This window comes from Streptomyces echinatus, from assembly GCF_014203595.1.
In the GTDB taxonomy this organism is placed as follows: domain Bacteria; phylum Actinomycetota; class Actinomycetes; order Streptomycetales; family Streptomycetaceae; genus Streptomyces; species Streptomyces echinatus.
This window is the reverse complement of record NZ_JACHJK010000010.1, coordinates 232418-251348: the sequence shown is the minus strand read 5'-3', so window position 1 is coordinate 251348 and position 18931 is coordinate 232418. Positions and strand designations below refer to the sequence as shown.

General features: G+C 72.2%; 14 protein-coding genes. 12 read left to right on the top strand and 2 right to left on the bottom strand.

Annotated elements, in window-relative coordinates:
- The first annotated feature begins 481 nt into the window (after positions 1–481).
- The 6 genes from FHS34_RS26975 (at position 482) to FHS34_RS26950 (ending at position 10234) form a co-directional block, all read left to right on the top strand.
- A complete protein-coding gene (locus tag FHS34_RS26975) occupies positions 482–2392 on the top strand; it encodes a glycogen debranching N-terminal domain-containing protein (protein WP_225817615.1) in 1911 nt (636 codons plus the stop codon).
- Between the two features lie 153 nt (positions 2393–2545).
- Positions 2546–3304, top strand: a complete 759-nt coding sequence (locus FHS34_RS26970; RefSeq protein WP_184969985.1) for an NUDIX hydrolase — start codon at positions 2546–2548, stop codon at positions 3302–3304.
- Between the two features lie 171 nt (positions 3305–3475).
- Entirely contained in the window at positions 3476–6214 is a 2739-nt protein-coding gene (locus tag FHS34_RS26965) for an ABC transporter ATP-binding protein (protein WP_184969983.1), read from the top strand.
- A 162-nt stretch (positions 6215–6376) separates the two neighbouring features.
- Positions 6377–7264, top strand: a complete 888-nt coding sequence (locus FHS34_RS26960; RefSeq protein WP_184969981.1) for a FadR/GntR family transcriptional regulator — start codon at positions 6377–6379, stop codon at positions 7262–7264.
- 448 nt (positions 7265–7712) lie between these two features.
- On the top strand, positions 7713–9254 hold the full coding sequence (locus FHS34_RS26955) for an RNA polymerase sigma factor (protein WP_184969979.1): 1542 nt from the start codon (positions 7713–7715) through the stop codon (positions 9252–9254).
- Between the two features lie 119 nt (positions 9255–9373).
- Complete coding sequence (locus FHS34_RS26950) at positions 9374–10234, top strand: serine protease (RefSeq protein ID WP_184969977.1); 861 nt, start codon at positions 9374–9376, stop codon at positions 10232–10234.
- A gap of 100 nt (positions 10235–10334) precedes the next feature.
- Here the strand turns inward: FHS34_RS26950 and FHS34_RS26945 are convergent, their stop codons facing one another.
- The gene (locus FHS34_RS26945; protein WP_184969975.1) at positions 10335–10565 is read right to left on the bottom strand and encodes a DUF7455 domain-containing protein; all 231 of its coding nucleotides are present in this window, start codon (positions 10563–10565) and stop codon (positions 10335–10337) included.
- Positions 10566–11006: 441 nt separating this feature from the next.
- Here FHS34_RS26945 and FHS34_RS26940 point away from each other — a divergent pair, with 441 nt between their 5' ends.
- The 6 genes from FHS34_RS26940 to FHS34_RS26915 all read left to right on the top strand — a co-directional run bounded on the left by FHS34_RS26940 (position 11007) and on the right by FHS34_RS26915 (position 18117).
- Positions 11007–13130, top strand: a complete 2124-nt coding sequence (locus FHS34_RS26940; RefSeq protein WP_184969973.1) for a DNA gyrase/topoisomerase IV subunit B — start codon at positions 11007–11009, stop codon at positions 13128–13130.
- Positions 13131–13551: 421 nt separating this feature from the next.
- Positions 13552–14073 carry a DUF1453 domain-containing protein gene (locus FHS34_RS26935; RefSeq protein ID WP_184969971.1) on the top strand — a complete coding sequence of 174 codons (522 nt, stop codon included), beginning with the start codon at positions 13552–13554 and terminating at the stop codon, positions 14071–14073.
- Positions 14070–15221, top strand: coding sequence for a sensor histidine kinase (locus FHS34_RS26930; RefSeq protein ID WP_184969969.1), 1152 nt, complete (start codon positions 14070–14072; stop codon positions 15219–15221). The genes FHS34_RS26935 and FHS34_RS26930 overlap by 4 nt, the downstream gene beginning before the upstream one ends.
- Positions 15218–15907: a response regulator transcription factor gene (locus tag FHS34_RS26925; RefSeq protein ID WP_184969967.1), complete on the top strand. Its 690-nt coding sequence runs from the start codon at positions 15218–15220 to the stop codon at positions 15905–15907. Before FHS34_RS26930 ends, FHS34_RS26925 begins: the two co-directional genes overlap by 4 nt.
- A gap of 162 nt (positions 15908–16069) precedes the next feature.
- Positions 16070–16525, top strand: coding sequence for a DUF485 domain-containing protein (locus FHS34_RS26920; protein WP_225817617.1), 456 nt, complete (start codon positions 16070–16072; stop codon positions 16523–16525).
- Positions 16522–18117, top strand: coding sequence for a monocarboxylic acid transporter (locus tag FHS34_RS26915; protein ID WP_184969962.1), 1596 nt, complete (start codon positions 16522–16524; stop codon positions 18115–18117). The genes FHS34_RS26920 and FHS34_RS26915 overlap by 4 nt, the downstream gene beginning before the upstream one ends.
- A gap of 17 nt (positions 18118–18134) precedes the next feature.
- Here FHS34_RS26915 and FHS34_RS26910 read toward each other — a convergent pair whose 3' ends face one another.
- Positions 18135–18827: a response regulator gene (locus FHS34_RS26910; protein ID WP_184969960.1), complete on the bottom strand. Its 693-nt coding sequence runs from the start codon at positions 18825–18827 to the stop codon at positions 18135–18137.
- Between the last annotated feature and the right edge of the window lie 104 nt (positions 18828–18931).

Sequence of the window (18931 nt, the reverse complement as noted above, 5' to 3'; positions counted from 1 at the left end):
CACCCCGCCGGCCGTTCACCTCGCCGGCCGGTCGGCTTCCCGCATCGCGGGCCGTGACCCTGACGAGTCCCGCTCCGTTCACCTGAGTGGCGGAACGCCCGGACGGGCCCCGCCGCCGCACCACGCCTGCCCCCTGGGACGACCCACCGGCCGCGCAGTACGTACGAGGCGCACCGAGCACAGAAGAAGCCACCCCATGCATCAGCAGCCGAGTCCGCCCTCCACCGCCGGCGACCGTCCGCCCCGGGGCCGGCACGAGCCGTTCGCGACGGACGGCGTCCGCCCCCGCACACCGAAGCCCGCCGGCCCGCCACCTGCGCCGACCCCTGGCCCACGTCCGAGGCCGCCGGCCACCTACGACGGTCCCTCTTCCCCCGCCCCCGCGCGGTCGAGCCGGCCCGTCGCGGCCCCACCGCCGCGCACGCCCCCGGTCAGCCGCCCGGCATTCGAGCTGCCGCCCACGCACACGGCGCTGATCTGCGTGGCACTGCCCGGCCTCGCCGTCTCCGGCGAGCTGGGACAGCTGACCGGCCGGGGGCTGGACGGGTTCTACCGAGGCGGCAGACGGCTGCTCTCCCGATGCCAGGTCCGTGTGGCAGGGCGTGAGCCACTGGCCGTGCAGGCCAGGATGACGGGAGCCGACAGCGCCCGCTTCGTGGGCACGCTGCGCGTCTCCCCGGCAGCCGGCCCCGATCCCGATGTCGTCGTCGAACGCACGCGTCACGCCGACGGGACGGAACGGATCACACTCCGCAATGCGGCCACGCGCCCGCTGCGCCTGTCCGTCGAGGTGGCCCTCGGCACCGACCTGGCGGAACTCGGCGCCATCGCCGCAGGCACGGCGGGCCCCGAACTCCCGGCCAGCGTCCACGACTCGGGTCTGCGCTGGGCCACGGCCGACGCCGCGGCCTGCGTCACCGCCGAACCGCCGCCCTCCGACGCCCTGGCATCCGCCGGACTGCTGCGCTGGGAAGTGGAACTCCCACCGGGCGGGACGACAGCCGTGGAACTGAGAGTGCGACCCGAAGGCGCAGGACCCCTGCGAGCCGCGGGACGTGCCGCCACCAGCCCCCTCGCCCCTGCGAGGGCGGAGGGCGACGACCCCCGGCTGACCCCGCTGCTGCACTCGGCGGTCGCCGACCTCCAGGCACTGCTCCTGCGGGACCCGGCACACCCCGCCGACACCTATCTCGCGGCCGGCGCCCCCTGGCGCTGCGGAATGGCGCCGGCCGAGGCCCTCGCCGCCGCCCGTATGACCCTCCCCCTGGGCACCCGCCTCGCCGCGGGCACCCTGCGCACCCTCGCCCGCACCCAGCTCCCGGGCCCGGGCCCCCGGGCCGGCCTGATCCCCGGCCCGCGACGGGACGCCGGCCCGCATCTCCCGCCGAGCTGCACAGGAACGGAGGCCACCCTGCTCTTCCCCGTCCTGCTCGCCGAGGCCCGCCGCTGGGGGCTGCCCGACCAGGACACGGAGGAACTGCTGCCCGCGGCCGAGCGCTGCCTGACCTGGCTGCGGACCACCGTCGGCGACGGCACCTACCTCACCGACCCAGGCCCCGCCGGCCCGGCCCGCTGCGAGACACAGGCCCACGCGCACCGCGCCGCCCTGCTCGGTGCCGAACTCCTCGATGCCTGTGGCAGACCGGGCGCCACGGAGCTGCGCCACTGGGCCGAGACCCTCACGGCGGCCTTCCGGACCGGCTTCTGGGTCGAGGACCGCAGCGGTGGACGCCCGGCCGCGGCCCTGGCACCGGACGGCCGGCCCGCGCCCCACCTGACGGCCGCCGCTGTCCACCTCCTCGACACCGGTCTGCTCGGTGCCGGCCGGCTCGCTCCGGGCCTGCTCGACAAGGTGCGGACCGAACACCTCGCCCGGCTGCTGGGCACCCCCGCCATGGACGCGGGCTGGGGCCTGCGGGGTCTCGGAGCCAAGGAGGCGGGATACAACGCGTTCGGCCACCGGGCAGGGGCCGTGCGGGTCCAGGAGACCGCCCTCGCAGTCGCCGGCCTGTTGGCGGCGGGCTACGAGAAGGAGGCCGCCGGCCTGCTGAGAGGGCTGATCGACGCCGCGGCACACTTCGGGTACCGGCTGCCGGAGATGTTCGCGGGCGAACAGCGCTCCGCCGGCTCCGCACCCCTCGCGCACCCCGCGGCCTGCCGCCCGGCGGCCACCGCCGCCGCATCCGTGATCCTGCTCCTCACCGCCCTCGCCGGCATCCGCCCCGATGCCCCGGCCCGCACGGTCACCCTGCGCCCCGTGCGCACCGCTCCGCTGGGCGAGCTCGGCCTCAGCGGGCTGCGCGTCGCGGGCGGCCCTTTCGCCGTGCGCGTCAGCCGGCTGGGGCTCGCGATGGTGGAGGAGGCGGCGGAGGGCCTGCAACTGGGCGCGTGACGTCCCCGGACGAGAAGGGCGACCTCGTACGACGCCACCGGATCGACGGACGGGAGCCCGTCCCCGTCTTGCACCGCCGGAAGGGAGCGAACCGCCACGGATGCGGCCGACCAGGGGAGTGTTTATCGTCAGGCAGACGACTATGATCGCCGCATGCCCTACGACCCGTCAGCGTTTCCGCCCTTCGCCGTCACTGTGGACCTGGTCGTGCTGACCGTGCGGCGCCATTCCCTGTGCGCGCTCGCGGTACGCAGGGGCGAGCCCCCCTTCCAGGGGCGCTGGGCACTGCCCGGCGGCTTCGTACGGGACGACGAGGACCTGTCCCAGGCGGCGGCGCGCGAGCTGGCCGAGGAGACCGGGCTGTGCGCCCACGACCCTGCGGCCCCGGCCCAGGACAACGGAGCCCACCTGGAGCAGCTCGCCACCTACGGCGACCCCAAGCGGGACCCGCGCATGCGTGTGGTCAGCGTCGCGCATCTGGCGCTCGCGCCCGACCTGCCCGCCCCGCGTGCCGGCGGTGACGCGAGTAACGCGCGCTGGGCGCCGGTCGAGGAACTTCTCGCGCAGGGCGGTTACGGCCGTGACGGCGAACCCGTGGCACCGCTCGCCTTCGATCACGCCCAGATCCTCGCCGACGGAGTGGAACGCGCCCGCTCCAAGATCGAGTACTCGTCACTGGCCACCGCCTTCTGCCCGCCCGAGTTCACCGTCGGGGAACTGCGCCGGGTGTACGAGGCGGTGTGGGGAGTGGCGCTCGACCCGCGCAACTTCCACCGCAAGGTCACCGGAACCCCCGGCTTCCTCGTCCCGACGGGAGGGACGACCACACGCCAGGGAGGCCGGCCGGCCCAGCTCTTCCGAGCCGGAGGCGCCACCCTGCTCAACCCGCCGATGCTGCGCCCCGAGGTGTGAGACGCGGGGGCGACGGCTCCGCTCGGCGCTGATCGCGCCGGGGTAGGGGCGGCCGGGGCCGGGCTCCAATTCCATCGAACGGCGGACAAGAGCGGGGTCAGGCCGCACGGGATTCCCATGCAAGCCGCCTTATACCGGAAAAAAGGGATATGTCGCGCTATCTTGCTGCAGGTGATCCAGGCCTTCGGACTGACCAGCAATCCCCGCAAGGCGCATCCGCCCGCCGTCGACGACATCTCCTTCGAAGCGCGCGCCGGGCATGTCACCGCGCTCCTCGGGGGCGCCGACGCGGGTAAGACGACGACGCTCAAACTGATGCTTGAGCTCCAACCCGGGCGCGGCAGCACCTACTTCAGAGGCCGGCCCCTGCACCGGATCGCCCACCCGTCGCGCGAAGTCGGCGTACTCCTCGGCGACGTGCCGGGCCATCCGGCCCGTTCGGTCCGCGGCCATCTGCGCATGCTGTGCGCGGCGTCGGGAGTTCCCGCGCGGCGAGCCGACGAAGTCCTCGAAGTGGTCGGGCTCGTCAGCTTCCGAGAGGAACGCCTCGGCACGCTGTCGCGCGGCATGGACCGAAGGCTCGGCCTTGCCTGCGCCCTGCTGCCCGACCCGCACACGCTCGTCCTGGACGAACCCACCGACGGTCTCTCCACCCGGGAGGCCCAGTGGCTGCACGGCATGTTGCGGGCCCACGCCGCTCAGGGCGGCACGGTGCTGTTCACCACGGCCGACCCCAAGGAGGCCGCACGCACCACCGACCGGGTCGTCACGCTCGACGGCGGCAGACTCGTCGCCGACCAGGAGACCCGGGCTTTCGCCCGCACTCGGTTGCGTCCGCGGGTGGCCGTCCGCAGCCCCCACGCCCCGCGTCTCGCGGCCCTCCTCACCAAGGACGCCCGCACCGCACGCCGCTCCGTCGAGGTCGTACGCGAGGGCGGCAACCGCCTCTCGGTGTACGGCAGCACGACGGCCGACATCGGCGAGATCGCGTTCCGCAACGGGATCCTCGTCCATCAACTGGCCGACGAACTGGGCGACATGGGGCCGGGCGCCGGAGCCGACGGCGGAGCATGGTCCGCCGAGCCCGGGCAGGCCGAACCGGACTCGCCGCAGGCGGACCGGCGGGCCACGCCGGAGCGCGGAGAGGAACGACGGGGCCCGGCGGCCTCCGGCGGCCCGCACGCGGACCGGGAGCGCGCACCGGCCGGCCACGGGCGAGCAGGGCGCGGACGCGCGCTCCCCGGCCGCCCAGCCGGACAGTCGGCACCGGCCTCGGCGTCGGAACCGGGCCGGGCCGCGCTCGTCGGCTCGGCCGAAGGCCAGAGCCGTGCCGCGGACGCTTTGCCGACGGAGCCCGCGCGCGCGAGGCCCGCGACGCCGCGCGAGGCCACCACGGCCGGATTCCCGGCGACGGAGCCGCGCACCGCGGGGCCGGCCGGGGAGCCGGACACCGAGGCACTCGGCCTGTCCCCGGCCGCGGCGGCCCGGGACAGGTCGGCGCGGGAGCCGGACATCCGGGCGCCCGGTCTCCCGTCGGAGCACGTCACGGCATCCGGGTATCCGCCGGGACAGCGGGAGCACACCCCCGCCGACCCGTCGGCGACGATGACGGAGCGGGCCGCGCCCGGGCCGCTCCCGGTCGACGAAAGGCGATCGGCGGCCGGTTCTCCTGCGCCGGAACGGGTCCGTGTCACCGACGGCGCACGGTCCGCGTCCGGCCGAACTCCTGAGCAAGGGGCCGAGCCGGATCGCCCGGTGACCGTCTCCGGTGCCCCGGTCCAGCACGCGTCGCCGACCGCCGCGTCCGCCGCGACCTCCTCGGCGGACGGCGCGGTGTATGACGTCTCCACGTCCGAGGGGGAGAGCGCGCCCGACGCGGCGCCGGGCAGAGCCGTCGGCCGGTCCGCGGATCCGGCGCCCGCCTCGGATGCCGCTCTCGGCGGGGACGCGTCCGCCGCCGAGCGGCAGACCGGCGGCACGGGCGCCCCCGCGGCGACCGTCGCCGGAGCCCGCAGCCTGCTGCCGGGTGCCAGGAACCCCGGCGCCGGGCAACCACAGGCCGACCGCCCCGGCCGCACCGACGAGCCCCGCACTCCCGCTGCCTCCTCCGCTCTCCCGCCCCCTATCACGGTCCGCCCCGGCCGTAGCCCCCTGCGCCCCCTTCGCTACGAGATCCGGCGTGCCGCAGGCATCGGCACCGGCTTCCTCACCTGCGGCGCCGTGCTGGTCGTATCCGCGCTCACCGCCGTACTCCTGGCGCGGATCGGTCACACCCCGCAGGCGCGGCTGTTCGCGGCATGGCCGCGGGAACTGCCGCTGCCACCCGCGGCGCTCGCGGCGGGGCTGCTCGGCGCGCTGGCCTTCGGAGACGAGTTCCGCCATCCCGCCCTGGCGGCGGACCGCGGCACCGTCCCCCGCCGGCTGGGGCTGCTCACCGCGAAACTGCTCGTCTCCGGAGCCACCGCGGTGCTGCTCGCCTTCCTCACCGTGGGCTGCGACGCCGAAGTGCTCTACGTCGTCTACGGACGGGAGCTGACGGAAGCTCCCGCGGACTGGCTCTCACTGACCGCGAGTTGGTTCGGGCTGGTCGTCGGCTGCGCCTGGGCCGGTGTACTGGCGGCCGGCGTGTTCCGGTCCACCACGGCCGGACTGGCCGCCGTCCTCGCCGTACCCGTCCTCATCGGTCCCGTCGTGCACAAGGCGCTGCAGGGTCCGGCAACGCGGATGGCGGCCGACTTCCCCGTGCGGCTGCGGGAGGTCTTCCTGCTGCAGTGGCCCTTCGGCGGGGACCGGTACCTGCTCGCGGCCGCCCGGATCCTCGCCCAACCGGTCGCCGCGGCATTGGCGTTGTCACTCACGGGACTGCTCTGTGCGTATCTCCTCACGGCACTGCGTACCAGGCTGCGATGACAGCTGCCCGCACGCTTCCGGTCCTGCTCTGCGCACAACTCCCCGCAGTGAGCTCATTTCTTTCCGATAAGGCGTCAATTGCGACGGTGTGAGCGATCACCCTTTCGTGTGCTTTTCACCAAAGACCTCAAGGGAGTTGAAAGCGACGCCGACAAAGGATCCGTGAGTACCCTTGCGCACACCATGATGACCGCCGCCCGCTCCGCCGACTCAGGTCTGGCCGGCCCGGGCGAACTCGACCGCTACCCCTACGCCGAAAGCACGGTTGCCGACCGCGTCGGTGCGCCCGTCTGGGACGGCGGGGATCCGGATCTGGGCCGGGTCGGCCGGCGGCCCGCGGGCAGCCGCGGACGCGGGCTGCACGGCCAACTCGTACAGCAGCTCGGACAGATGATCGTCTCCGGCGATCTGGGCGCGGACCGTCCGCTGGTGCCGGAGGAGATCGGCCAGCGCTTCGAGGTCTCCCGCACCGTCGTCCGCGAGTCCCTCCGCGTCCTCGAGGCCAAGGGCCTGGTCAGCGCCCGCCCGAACGTCGGCACACGTGTGCGTCCCGTCAGCGACTGGAACCTTCTCGACCCGGACATCATCGAGTGGCGCGCCTTCGGGCCGCAGCGCGACGACCAGCGCCGGGAGCTGAGTGAGCTGCGCTGGACGATCGAGCCGCTCGCCGCCCGCCTCGCCGCCGGGCACGGGCGTGAGGAGGTGCAGCAGCGCCTCTGCGACATGGTCGAGATCATGAGCCACGCCATGGCCCAGGGCGACGCGCTCACCTACTCGCGTGCCGACACCGAGTTCCACGCGCTGCTCATCCAGATCGCCGGCAACCGCATGCTGGAGCACCTCTCCGGCATCGTCTCGGCGGCCCTCCAGGTCTCCGGCGGCCCGGTCACCGGCTGTGACCGGCCGAACGAGGCGTCCCTCGCCCAGCACGCGCGGATCGTCGACGCCCTCGGCACGGGCGACGGCACGGCGGCGGAGACGGCCATGCGGCAGCTGCTCACGACGCACCCCGAGGTGGAGCGGGTGGTGCCCGCCCCGCGCGAGCACTGAGCCCGCGAGGGGCGCGGTGCGGTCGCCGGTGTGCGGCGTCCTCGTAGTGGTCATGGCGGCGCCGGGCCGGGTACCGGTCGTCGCCGGACCCCGCCGGACCCTTTTGAGTCCGGCGGGGTCCGGCGGGGTCCGGCAGCGCGACGGATCGCCCTGGGCATGGCTTCGCGACCGGGTCGTAGGCTGTTGGTGATCTCATATGTGTATGTCTGACCGCTTTTGACCGCTTACGGGGTGTGACTCGGGCCACGCAGATTGGGCGTAACGCTTGTGGAGACAGCGCGATGACCTAAGAGGTGACAGCCGCGGAGGGAATACGGACGCCAGACAAGGCGCTGTGCATCCTCCCGGCCCCCGCCCGCGCCGTCGGCCCATCCCCAGGCCGGTGGTCGGCTCCTGTCCGCAGTGGACGGTGCCGGAAGCCGTTTTCCAACGTTCCGAGAGGTTGTTCGTGTCGGCCAGCACATCCCGTACGCTCCCGCCGGAGATCGCCGAGTCCGTCTCTGTCATGGCGCTCATTGAGCGGGGAAAGGCTGAGGGGCAGATCGCCGGCGACGATGTGCGTCGGGCCTTCGAAGCTGACCAGATTCCGGCCACTCAGTGGAAGAACGTACTGCGCAGCCTCAACCAGATTCTTGAGGAAGAGGGTGTGACGCTGATGGTCAGTGCCGCAGAGCCCAAGCGCACCCGCAAGAGCGTCGCAGCGAAGAGCCCGGCAAAGCGCACCGCCACCAAGACGGTCGCGGCGAAGACGGTGACCACCAGGAAGGCCACCGCCACCACGGCCGCCCCCGCGGCGCCCGCCGCTCCGGCCACAGCCGATTCCGCCGAGGAAGCCGCACCCGCGAAGAAGGCCGCCGCGAAGAAGGCGGTCGCGAAGAAGACGGTCGCCAAGAAGGCCGTCGCGAAGAAGACGGCCGCCAAGAAGACCGCGGCCAAGAAGGACGATGGCGAGCTCCTCGAGGAAGAGGTGCTCGAGGACACCAAGGTCGCCGACGAGCCCGAGGGCGCCGAGAGCGCCGGCTTCGTCCTGTCCGACGAGGACGAGGACGACGCGCCCGCGCAGCAGGTCGCCGCGGCCGGTGCCACCGCCGACCCGGTCAAGGACTACCTGAAGCAGATCGGCAAGGTCCCCCTGCTCAACGCCGAGCAGGAGGTCGAGCTGGCCAAGCGCATCGAGGCGGGCCTGTTCGCCGAGGACAAGCTGGCGAACGCCGACAAGCTCGCCCCGAAGCTCAAGCGCGAGCTGGAGATCATCGCCGAGGACGGCCGGCGCGCCAAGAACCACCTCCTGGAGGCCAACCTCCGTCTGGTGGTCTCCCTGGCCAAGCGCTACACCGGCCGCGGCATGCTCTTCCTGGACCTCATCCAGGAGGGCAACCTCGGTCTGATCCGCGCGGTCGAGAAGTTCGACTACACCAAGGGCTACAAGTTCTCCACGTACGCCACCTGGTGGATCCGTCAGGCGATCACCCGCGCCATGGCCGACCAGGCCCGCACCATCCGTATCCCGGTGCACATGGTCGAGGTCATCAACAAGCTCGCGCGCGTGCAGCGTCAGATGCTCCAGGACCTTGGCCGCGAGCCCACCCCGGAGGAGCTGGCCAAGGAACTCGACATGACCCCCGAGAAGGTCATCGAGGTCCAGAAGTACGGCCGTGAGCCCATCTCCCTGCACACCCCGCTGGGTGAGGACGGCGACAGCGAGTTCGGCGACCTCATCGAGGACTCCGAGGCCGTCGTCCCCGCCGACGCGGTCAGCTTCACGCTGCTGCAGGAGCAGCTGCACTCCGTGCTGGACACCCTGTCCGAGCGCGAGGCCGGCGTCGTCTCCATGCGCTTCGGTCTCACCGACGGTCAGCCGAAGACCCTCGACGAGATCGGCAAGGTGTACGGCGTGACGCGTGAGCGCATCCGCCAGATCGAGTCCAAGACCATGTCGAAGCTGCGCCACCCGTCGCGTTCCCAGGTGCTGCGCGACTACCTCGACTAGGTCGCGGTCGTACGACGGCGAAGGCCCGGCCCCCTCGGGGGCCGGGCCTTCGTGCTGCGCGCCCACGTCCGTTGGATCACTCTTGGTGCCCCAGGAGGAGCTCAGAGTGAGGAGCATGCATGCGCCGTTCTGTTGCCCGGGCACTGATCCGGCCGCTGGTCCTGGCGGCCACCGTCGCCTCGATACCCCTGGTGGACGCGGCACCCGCGGTCGCCGGCGGCGTGGTCGTCGGGGGGTTCCCGATAGATGTCTCCCAGGCCCCGTGGACGGTGGCACTGGCCAGCCGTGACCGGTTCGGAGGTATGCGAGCCGGGCAGTTCTGCGGGGCTGTGGCCGTCGGCCGCAGCACGGTGCTCACCGCGGCCCACTGCCTCTCCGAGGACGTCCTCGGAGGACCGCCGAGCCGGGTGCGCGACCTCAAGGTCATCGCCGGGCGCACGGACCTGCTGTCACCGGACGGCCGGGAGATCGCCGTCCGGGAGGTCCGGGTCAACCCCCGGTACGACGTCAGGACCAACTCCGGCGACTTCGCGGTCATCACACTCGCCGAACCGCTGCCGCAGAGCGCGGTCGTCACCATGGCACACGCGGGTGACCCGGCCTACACGCCCGGCACGGAGGCGCTGGTGTCCGGATGGGGCGACACGACCGGCGAAGGGGACTACGCGCGGCGGCTGCGCGCCGCACGCGTGCGCGTGCTCCCCGACGAGCTGTGCGCCCGCGCCTACCCCGGCGGCCCGGACGGCACCTATCAGGCCGGCACCATGCTGTGCGCCGGCGAGGCCGCCGGCGGCCCCGACGGCTGCCAGGGGGACAGCGGCGGGCCTTTGGTGGCCGGGGGACGGCTGATCGGCCTCGTGTCGTGGGGGAGCGGTTGCGGGCGGCCTGGGCTCCCCGGCGTCTACACGCGCCTCTCCGAGGTCGTAGGGGCGCTGGAGCCGCCCTCAGGGGCCCGGCAACGCGCCCGCCGAGGCTCCTGAGCGCACGCGCGGGCATGAGCACGGGCGGCCACTCCTCGTGAGGGGAGTGGCCGCCCGTTCACCGGCCTGGGCCGGGGCTGGCTCGTCGTGGGTGCGAGATTCAGCGCTCTTCTTCGGAAGCGGTGTTCGGAACGGTCGTCAGTCGTTCCGACTCGTCCTGTATCTCAGCGGCGATCTTCTTGAGTTCCGGCTCGAACTTGCGACCGTGGTGGGCGCAGAAGAGCAGTTCTCCGCCGCTGAGCAGGACCACGCGCAGGTATGCCTGGGCGCCGCAGCGGTCGCAGCGATCGGCGGCCGTCAGCGGGCTCGCGGGGGTCAGAACAGTAGTCACGTCGCCTCTTCTCTAGCTCGACGAGCTGTCGTACCAGGGTCAACATCCAACCAGCCCGAAAACGTTCCCGCTCGTGGCTTTTCCTCGAAAAAATCTCTCCGGGGCGGCTGTCTGCTGCCGGTTGGCGGCGAATGTGCCGTAGTGCGTGTCTTGTGTGCGTACGGGTTCGCGCTGTCTTTGCTGTCTCGTCCTCCCGGCTGGGTTGCCGGTTGTTCATGAGGACGTGCCCGGAGCCTAAATGGTTCATGCCCCGAAGGGAACGTGATATGTACTTCACTCCATCGAGGGATCGAACACTCATGCGAGCCTGGACTAGTGTGAGTCCCCGACGAGGGTGGCGTTACACCGGCTCTACCAGGGCTCGGTACCCTCTGAGCGGCGACCGAAGCCGCCCCCTTACCCAAAAGGGGGCCACCTGAAATTCAGCGAGGAGCGAACCGCGTGACCGCCGATACGTCCGTGCCGTCCACAGCGCTGCTGGCAGGAGCAGACCGGGACGGTTCCAACTACACCGCGCGGCACCTGCTCGTCCTCGAGGGCCTCGAGGCCGTGCGCAAGCGCCCGGGTATGTACATCGGCTCGACCGACAGCCGCGGTCTCATGCACTGCCTGTGGGAGATCATCGACAACTCCGTGGACGAGGCCCTCGCGGGCGTCTGCGACCACATCGAGGTGATCCTTCACGACGACGGCTCCGTCGAGGTGCGGGACAACGGCCGCGGCATCCCCGTGGACGTCGAGCCCAGGACCGGCCTGTCCGGCGTCGAGGTCGTCATGACCAAGCTCCACGCGGGCGGCAAGTTCGGCGGTGGCTCCTACGCCGCCTCCGGCGGTCTGCACGGCGTCGGTGCCTCCGTGGTCAACGCCCTCTCCGCGCGCCTCGACGTCGAGGTGGACCGCGGCGGCCACACGCACGCCATCAGCTTCCGGCGCGGCGTGCCCGGTGCCTTCGCCGCCAGTGGTGCCGACGCGAAGTTCGAGGCCAAGAGCGGCCTGCGCAAGGCGAAGAAGATCCCCAAGACCCGCACCGGCACGCGCGTGCGCTACTGGGCCGACCGGCAGATCTTCCTCAAGGACGCCAGGCTCTCCCTGGAGACCCTGCACCAGCGCGCCCGGCAGACCGCGTTCCTGGTCCCCGGCCTGACCATCGTCGTGCGCGACGAATTCGGCCTCGGCGACGGTGGCAGCAAGGGCGAGGAGTCCTTCCGCTTCGATGGCGGCATCAGCGAGTTCTGCGAGTACCTGGCCAATGACAGGGCGATCTGCGACGTCCTCCGCTTCTCGGGCAAGGGCACGTTCAAGGAGACCGTCCCGGTCCTGGACGAACACGGCCAGATGACGCCGACCGAGGTCACCCGCGAGCTCGGCGTCGACATCGCGCTGCGCTGGGGCACCGGCTACGACACGGCGGTCAGGTCGTTCGTCAACATCATCGCCACCCCCAAGGGCGGCACCCATGTCGCCGGCTTCGAGCAGGCGCTCACCCAGACGATGAACGACGTGCTGCGCGCCAAGAAGATGCTGCGCGTGGCCGAGGACAACATCGTCAAGGACGACGCCCTGGAGGGCCTCACCGCCGTCGTCACGGTCCGGCTGGCCGAGCCGCAGTTCGAGGGCCAGACCAAGGAGGTCCTCGGCACCTCGGCGGCCCGCCGCATCGTGAACAACGTGGTCACCAGCGAGCTGAAGGCGTTCCTGACGGCCACCAAGCGTGACGCCGCCGCCCAGGCCCGGGTCGTCATGGAAAAGGTCGTCGCCGCCGCCCGCACCCGGGTCGCGGCCCGCCAGCACAAGGACGCCCAGCGCCGGAAGACCGCCCTGGAGTCCTCGTCCCTGCCGGCCAAGCTCGCCGACTGCCGCAGCGACGACGTGGACCGCAGCGAGCTGTTCATCGTCGAGGGCGACTCCGCGCTCGGTACGGCCAAGCTGGCGCGGAACTCCGAGTTCCAGGCCCTGCTGCCGATCCGCGGCAAGATCCTCAACGTCCAGCGCTCGTCCGTGACCGACATGCTCAAGAACGCCGAGTGCGGCGCGATCATCCAGGTCATAGGAGCGGGCTCGGGCCGCACCTTCGACATCGACCAGGCCCGGTACGGCAAGATCATCATGATGACCGACGCCGATGTGGACGGCTCCCACATCCGCTGCCTGCTGCTCACGCTGTTCCAGCGCTACATGCGGCCCATGGTCGAGGCGGGCCGGGTCTTCGCCGCCGTGCCGCCGCTGCACCGCATCGAGCTGATCCAGCCGAAGAAGGGGCAGGAGAAGTACGTCTACACGTACTCCGACCGCGAGCTGCGCGACAAGCTCATGGAGTTCCAGAGCAAGGGCATCCGGTACAAGGACTCCATCCAGCGCTACAAGGGCCTGGGCGAGATGGACGCCGACCAGCTGGCCGAGACCACGATGGACCCGCGCCACCGCACCCTGCGTCGCATCAACCTCTCCGACCTGGAGGCCGCCGAACAGGTCTTCGACCTGCTGATGGGCAACGACGTGGCTCCCCGCAAGGAGTTCATCTCCAGCTCGGCGGCCACGCTGGACCGGTCCCGCATCGACGCGTGACCACTGCGCCGGGCTTCGGCTTCCGGGCCGGGGCTCGGCTTCCGGGTTGAGGCCGGTCTGCTGGTCGGGCTCGGCTTCCGGGCTGTGACCGGCTTGCCGGCCGGGACCCGGCTCCCCGGCCGGCTTGGGCTTCGGCTTCTGGGACAGGGCTCGGCTGCGGGCGGCCTGGACGTTCCGGGCCCGGCCTCACCTGCCGGCCCGGGGCTCGGCTGACGGGCCGCGGCGGCGTTCCGTCAGGGGACGCCCCGCCGCCGAGATGCCGGTGTGACAGGGGGCCTCCACCCGTGGGTGGAGGCGGACCGCTCGGCGATTCCACCCGTGATCCACCCAGGGTCCGATCCTGTGACCAGCGAATTTCCGTAGCTTCGAAGGTGTCGGCAGCACTCGCTCCGGCAAGACCTTCTCGCTCACGGAGGCTGAGATGCCCGGGCTCGTCAACGCGCTGGTGATCGTGGCCGTCGCCGCCCTGGTGATAGCGCGGCAGTTCCGCGCCCGCGCGATCGACACGGACCGGCGCTGGTGGCTGCTGCCCGTGATCCTCGCCGTCGTCGCGCTGCGCGAGCCCGGCATCCTCGGCGCCCACCACCGCGCGGAATCCGCCGTACTGCTCGCGGTCGAACTCCTCATCGGCCTGGCGACCGGCGCTGGCTGGGGCTGGACCACCCGGGTCTGGACGGCGGCGGACGGCATCGTGTGGACCAGGAGCACCAAGGCGAGCATCGCCGTCTGGACCGTGGGCATAGCCCTGCGAGCCGGCGTCTTCGCGCTCGGTTCCACGCTCGGCCTGCACCAGGACAGCTCCGCGCTGCTGCTCGGCCTCGCCGTCACCCTGCTGGTCCGCAGCGGGATCCTGGCCTGGCGGGCCCAGTCCCTCGGCGCCGCGAGCCGTCCCGCCCCGGCGTACGGTGACGACAAGCCGTCGGTCTTGAAGGAGCGCGTGTGACAGAGAACGCCTGGACGCGCTGGCCGTCACGCGAGGCGCTCGGCCGCGCGGGAATCTCCCGGCCCCGGCGCCTTCTCACCTGGGCGATCCGGCTGCTCGCCCTGGCGATGCTTCTGTGGGCCGCCTTCCACCAGCGGCACGTCGGCCTGTGGGGAGCGCTCGCGGCAACGGCGGGAGTCCTCCTCACCGCTCTCGTCTCCTGGGCCTTCTTCCGGACGACCTATGCGCACCGGCTGGTGCCCTCCCTCGCCCTCATGGGGGTGCTCCTCGGCACCGCGGTCGCCGCCGATGCCACCGGATTCAGAGGGCCGGCCCTCGTGATCTGGTGCGCCTGTGGAGTGGGCGCGCTGGAGCGGCTGCCGCTCGGCGCGGCGGTCCCCGTCGCGTCCGTGGCGCTGGCCTCGTACTCCGCTTCCACCAACGACCTCTGGTTGACCACGGCCGCCACCGTGGCCGGTCTGGCCCTCGGCGGGTACGTCCTGCGGCTGGACGCCGAGGCCCGGGGCAGCGCGCAGCGGCTGCTCGCCCAGGAGCGGGCCGCCCGCGCGGCCGAGGCGGAGTCCGCGGCGCTGGCCGAACGGGCGCGTATCGCACGGGAGATCCATGACGTGCTGGCCCACAGCCTTTCGGCGCAGCTCGTCCACCTGGAGGCGGCCCGGCTGCTGATCGAGAACGGCGCGGAGCGCGAACGGATCCTGGAGCGGGTGGTGGCCGCCCGGGGGATGGCCCGCGACGGCCTCGCCGAGACCCGGCAGGCGCTGTCCGCGCTGCGGGGCGAGCTGACCCCGCTGGAGGACTTCCTGACCGCACTCGTCAGCACGGCGGACGGCGCCGGGGTCACCGTCACCGGTGAACGCAGACCCCTGCCGGCCGAGGCGTCCCAGGCCGTGCGGCGGGTGGCCCAGGAGGCGCTGACGAACGTCCGCAAGCACGCCCACGGCGCCCAGGTGGATGTGCGGCTCGACTACAGCGAGCACGAAGTGACGCTGAACGTCCGGGACTCGGGCGGGCGGCCGGGCGAACTCAACGGTTCCGGAGGCGGATACGGTCTGCTGGGTATGCGTGAGCGCGCCGAGCTGCTGGGCGGTTCGCTGGACGCGGGACCGGACGAAGAGGGGTTCGTGGTGACGCTGAAGGTGCCCGTATGAGCGCGACGGAGGGGGAGAAGAAGTCCGCACGGGTGGTGGTCGCCGACGACCAGACGGTGGTTCGCGAGGGCATTGTGATGCTCCTCGGCCTGTTGCCCGGGGTGGAGGTCGTGGGGGCCGCCGGAGACGGGGAGGAGGCGGTGCGGCTGGTCGGGGAACTCGCTCCGGACGTCGTCCTGATGGACCTCAGGATGCCGCGCTGCGACGGGGTGGAGGCCACCCGGCGGATCCGGGCGCAGTACCCCGGAACCCAGGTGGTGGTGCTCACCACCTTCGCGGACGACGAGTCGCTCTTCCCCGCGCTGCGGGCCGGGGCCCGCGGATACCTGACCAAGGACGCGGGCGGTGACGAGATCGTACGCGCCGTGCACAGTGTGCTGTCGGGAGACGCGGGGCTGTCGCCGAGTGTCCAGCGACGGCTGCTGGAGCGGCTGTCGCGGTCCGAGGCCGAGCCCGCACCGGCGGCGGCCGAGGCGCCCGACGGACTGACCGCGCGGGAGACCGAGGTCCTGGTGCTGATCGCCGAAGGCCTCAGCAACCAGGAGATCGCCCGTCGGCTGCATGTGTCGACGGCAACGGTGAAGACACACATCAACAACCTCTTCGCCAAGACAGGCCTCAAGGACCGGGCGCAGGCCGTGCGTTACGCCTATGGCAAAGGGCTGGTACGGCCGCCCACCGGCTGAGTCACCTGATGGGGTGAAGAGCCGGAGGAAGAAGAGTCAGGGATCTTCCCGTTCTGTCCATCCTTGGGCATGCAGTCAAGCAACGATCGTTCCGGCAGAGCCGAGGGCGGTCCCGAGAGGTCGGGCGGGAGCCGGGAAGACCATGGCGCGCCCTCCCACGACATGACGTACGAGGACCCTTGGTACGACGCGCTGGCCTCGGGCTGGGGCGGACTGGACGGGACCGGCAGGCCGGCAGTGGCTGTGCCGCCCGCGCGCGGAGAGCCCGACGCGGCGGGGACGCGCGCCCGCGACGTGTACGTCGAAGTGCAGCGCAGTCAGGCGTTTCAGGAGGTGCGCGGCAGGTACCGGCGGTTCGTGGTGCCGGGGACCGCCGCCTTCCTGGTCTGGTACGTGGGGTACGTGGTCGCCGCGACGACCGCGCCCGGACTCATGGCGCGGCCCGTGGCGGGGGCGGTGAACGTGGCGATGGTCGCGGGGCTCGGGCAGTTCCTCACCACGTTCCTGCTCACCTGGGCCTACTCCCGGCATGCGCGGCTGCGCCGGGACCGGGCCGCGCTGGACCTGCGCTGGGACACACAGGAACTGGCCCGTGGAGCGCAGGGGGGCGCCCTGTGACGGGCGACCATCAGGCTCTGGCGCTGTTGCTGTTCAGCGGTTTCGTGGCGGTCACTCTCGGAATCACGACCTGGGTGAGCCGCAGGCGGCGCGGCTCGGCGGAGGAGTTCTACGCCGGAGGGCGGCTGTTCACCCCCATGGAAAATGGTTTTGCCATCGCGGGCGACTACATGTCGGCCGCCTCCTTCCTCGGGATCAGCGGCCTCATCGCGCTGTACGGGTACGACGGGCTGCTGTACGGCGTGGGTTTCCTGGTGGCCTGGCTGGTCGTGCTCTTCCTGGTCGCCGAGCTGGTACGCAACTGCGGGCGGTTCACCCTGGCCGACGTGGTGGCCGCACGGATGAGCGAGCGGCCGGTGCGGATCGCCGCGGGAACGTCCTCGGTCGTGGTGTCCGTTCTGTACCTGGTGGCGCAGATGGTGGGAGCGGGCAGCCTGGTCGCGCTGCTGCTCGGGCGGACGAGCGGTGCGGCCCAGGTCTGGGCGGTCATCGGCGTCGGCGCGCTCATGGTGATCTATGTGTCGCTCGGAGGGATGCGGGCCACCACCTGGATCCAGATCGTGAAGGCGGTCCTGCTGCTCGGCGGGACGGTCGTCCTGACCGTGCTCGTCCTGGTGCGCTTCCACGGCGACGTGGACCGGCTGCTGCTCACCGCCGCGGAGCGCAGCGGCCACGGGAGGGCGTTCCTGGCGCCGGGCCTGAAGTACGGCGGGGACTGGACGGCCCGGCTCGACTTCATCAGCCTGGGGCTCGCGCTGGTGCTGGGTACGGCCGGGCTGCCGCACATCCTGTCCCGCTTCTACACCGTGCCGACCGCGCGGGCCGCCCGTCGGTCCGTGGTGTGGTCCATCGGTCTGATCGGCAGCTTCTACCTGATGACGATCGTCCTCGGATTCGGTGCGGCGGCGCTGGTGGGACCGCAGGCCGTGCGCGCCTCCAACGCGGCCGGGAACACCGCGGTGCCCCTCCTCGCGCTCGACGTGGGCGGCGGGGCGGGCTCCACGGGCGGCACCGTCCTGTTCGCGGTGGTCGCCGCCGTGGCCTTCGCCACGATCCTCGCGGTGGTCGCGGGCATCACCCTCGCCTCGTCCGCCTCGGTGGCCCATGACCTGTACGCATCGTTGCGTCGCCCCCGCGGCGGGGCCCCACGCGGCGAGGTGGCCGTCGCGCGCTGGGCTGCGGTCGGCGTCGGTGTCGTGGCGATCGCCCTCGGTCTGCTGGCCCGGGATCTCAACGTCGCCTTCCTCGTCGGCCTCGCCTTCGCGGTGGCCGCGTCGGCGAACCTGCCGGCCCTGCTCTACTCGCTGTTCTGGCGCGGCTTCACCACGCGGGGTGCGGTGTGGGCCGTGTACGGCGGGCTGGTTCCGGCGATCGGGCTCGTGCTGCTGTCCCCGGTGGTGTCCGGCAGCCCGGACTCGCTGTTCCCGGGCGTCGACTTCCAGTACTTCCCGCTGGAGAACCCGGGCGTCGTCTCCATCCCGCTGGGCTTCCTCGCCGGCTGGCTGGGCACGGTCACCTCGGACGAGGTCGCGGACGAGGGCAGGTACGCCGAGACGGAAGTGCGTTCGCTGACCGGGGCCGGAGCCGCTTAGCCGCGCCATGGGTGTCGCTACGGCGCCACCCAGGCGTACCGGTGCTCCGGGCGGCCGGTGTCGCCGTACTTCAGGGAGAGGCTGAGCCGGCCCGCCTGTTCCAGGTGGCGCAGGTAGCGCTGGGCGGTGGAGCGGCTCAGCCCGGTCCGGGCGGCCACTTCGTGGGCCGAGAGCGGATGGCCGGCGCGGTGCAGGACGCCGCAGATGAGGTCGGTCGTGGGCTCGGTGTGGCCGGTCGGCAGGCCCGGTGCGGAAGGGGCGGGGGCGGTGCGCAGGGCGCCGAAGATCCGGTCGATCTGTTCCTGCCCCGTCAGCCCGTGGCCGCCCACCCGGTCGACCGTACGGCGCAGGGCGGCGTAGGAGTCCAGGCGGGCGCGCAGCGCGGCGAAGGTGAACGGCTTGACCAGGTAGTGCAGGGCGCCCAGGCGCATGGCCTGCCGGACGGTCGTCACATCGCCGGCGGCGGTGATCATGATGACGTCGGTGCCGTGGCCCTGCTCCCGCATGCGGTGGACGAGTTCCAGGCCCGTCCCGTCGGGCAGGTAGTGATCGAGCAGGACCAGGTCGATGGTCCCGCGTTCGACGGCGGTCAGGGCCTGGGCGGCACTGTGTGCGCGGGCGGCCACCCGGAAGCCGGGAACCTTTCCCACGTACTTGGCGTTGATCTCGGCGACACGGAAGTCGTCGTCGACCACCAGGACGTCAATCATCAGGCCTCTCCTTCAAGGCCGGCGAGCGTGAAGCCCGTGTTTTCGGCTCCGCAGTTGTAGCGCGAGCAAAATGAGCACAACAGGTCCTTGCGAGCAAAAGAACG

Coding starts and splice junctions, on each gene's coding strand:
- FHS34_RS26920 (WP_225817617.1), top strand. CDS start 16,070: ATGACGTACGAGGACCCTTGGTACGACGCGCTGGCCTCGGGCTGGGGC.
- FHS34_RS26910 (WP_184969960.1), bottom strand. CDS start 18,827: ATGATTGACGTCCTGGTGGTCGACGACGACTTCCGTGTCGCCGAGATC.
- FHS34_RS26970 (WP_184969985.1), top strand. CDS start 2,546: ATGCCCTACGACCCGTCAGCGTTTCCGCCCTTCGCCGTCACTGTGGAC.
- FHS34_RS26935 (WP_184969971.1), top strand. CDS start 13,552: ATGCCCGGGCTCGTCAACGCGCTGGTGATCGTGGCCGTCGCCGCCCTG.
- FHS34_RS26925 (WP_184969967.1), top strand. CDS start 15,218: ATGAGCGCGACGGAGGGGGAGAAGAAGTCCGCACGGGTGGTGGTCGCC.
- FHS34_RS26950 (WP_184969977.1), top strand. CDS start 9,374: ATGCGCCGTTCTGTTGCCCGGGCACTGATCCGGCCGCTGGTCCTGGCG.